Here is a 1,764-nt window from a genome sequence, read left to right as displayed (position 1 = left end):
GGCTGATCCGACGGCGCAGCGGCATCGCCGGCCGCCACGATGCGGGGATCGTCCATGCTGGTCAGTGTCTCATCGGTGAGCAACCGGCCCAGCGCATCTGTGCGAAGCCCGCTGCGGTCAGCCAGATCCGGCACGCCGAAGCCGGCCGTCCAGACCGTCAACGCGCTGCGCAGCACGGCGCCGTCATCCAGCACCACCCCGTCGGGATGGACCTTGTCGACCCTCGCGGTCTCAAGCACCTCCACACCGAGGCGGCGCAGCCACTTGGCCACCGAACGCCGGCCGGGCGCGCTCAACGACGGGCCCAGCAGCCCACCGCAGACCAGGGTCACCCGTCGGCCCTGCTCGGCCAGCTCGGATGCCGTTTCGATGCCGGTCAATCCTGCGCCGACGACGGTGACGGGCGCGTTGGAATGCAGCTCGTCCAGTGTTGCGCGCAGCAGTTGGGCATGCTCGAATTCAGCGACGGGATAAGCGAATTCGACTGCGCCGGGGACCGTGGACGGCACGGCGCCGGTGCTGCCGACAGCGTAGATCAGGTAGTCGTAGTCCAACACGAAAGTAGAAGCCAGCTCGACCTTGCGGTCGGCGGTGTTGATCCGTTCGGCGCTGTCGACGACCAGCTGGATGCCCTCGCCGAGCATGGTGCCGTAGTCGACGGCGGCGGTGCCGCTGCCTGCGGCCAACTGATGCAGGCGGATTCGCTCGACGAAGACGGGACGTGGATTCACCAAGGTGATGTCGACGTCCGCGCGCAGCCGCAAGTGGTTAGCGGCCAGCGTCCCGGCGTATCCGCCACCGATCACGACGATGTGAGTGCGCTGGTCGGTCATTGCTGTCTCCTGTTCTGAGGGGTGTTCTCCCCTTGAGACACCACCCAGTTCGCGGATGTGACAGCGTAACCGCGGCTGTGACCAGGCTCACGTCGACGGCGAAAACTGGGCGAGCAGCAGATCCACCCGCGCGGCTTCATACTCCGGACGCAACCGTCCCGCTCGGTCGAGGGTGACCAAGCCGTGCAGCGCCGCCCAGAACACCTCCGAGAGCGTGTCGGCATCCCGAGTGCCTGCGACCATCCCGACCGCCGCCCGAAGCTCGGCGAAGGCAGCGTTTAGCTCGGCCGGGGTGTCGGGGGCGCCGAAATGCAGTGTCGTGGCGCGGGTGAACATCGCGTCGAACAGGACGGGATTGTCGTGGGCAAAACGGATGAACGCGTGCGTGACTCGCCCCAGGGCTTCGCGGCCGTCGGTCGCACCGCTGCGCGCCGCCGACAGCGCCTCGGCGAGCTCGCCGAATCCCTGGACGGCGACGGAGGCGACGACGCCCTCCATGCTTGAGAAGTGCTTGTACAACACCGGCTGGCTGTATTCGATCTCGGTGGAAAGCCGCCGCGTGGTAACGGCGTCCCAGCCTTCCTCCTCCGCCAGCTTGCGTGCCGTGGTGGTGATGAGTGCGCGGCGCGCGGCGCGCTCCCGGGCTCGACGGTCCTCGATGGCCATAGCCCAATGTTAGCGCCGATATGAAAACTAGCATTGCTATTGACAGGATCCATTTCGCGGAGTTAGCGTTGCTAACACTTAATACGAAAAGGGGAGCCCGGGGCATGGACGTTGCCAAGTTGTTCGCATTGATCGCGGTGCTGGGCACCGCTGTGGTGTATGGCACCGACGTGTTCTGTGCGATGGTGCAACGGCCCGCGCTGGCCCGCATCGACGACTCAGCCCTGCTCGCGGTGATGGGCAACATCCATCGCTACGGCGACCG

2 protein-coding genes and 1 pseudogene are annotated in these 1,764 nt (G+C 66.4%); 1 reads left to right on the top strand and 2 read right to left on the bottom strand.

The window, feature by feature from the left end; translation table 11 throughout:
• On the bottom strand, nt 1–833 hold an 833-nt coding region (locus WB785_RS20420; protein ID WP_424081245.1), incomplete at its 3' end, for an NAD(P)/FAD-dependent oxidoreductase.
• 87 nt (nt 834–920) lie between these two features.
• Entirely contained in the window at nt 921–1,499 is a 579-nt protein-coding gene (locus WB785_RS20415) for a TetR/AcrR family transcriptional regulator (RefSeq protein ID WP_424081243.1), read from the bottom strand.
• A gap of 104 nt (nt 1,500–1,603) precedes the next feature.
• On the opposite strand from WB785_RS20415, the pseudogene WB785_RS20410 reads away from it, so the two are divergent.
• Nucleotides 1,604–1,764: pseudogene (locus WB785_RS20410) on the top strand (DUF1772 domain-containing protein); the annotation flags it as partial.

Source organism: Mycobacterium sp., from assembly GCF_049585075.1.
GTDB lineage: Bacteria > Actinomycetota > Actinomycetes > Mycobacteriales > Mycobacteriaceae > Mycobacterium.
Note: the sequence above shows the minus strand (reverse complement) of the source record. Positions and strands in the feature narration are given on the sequence as shown.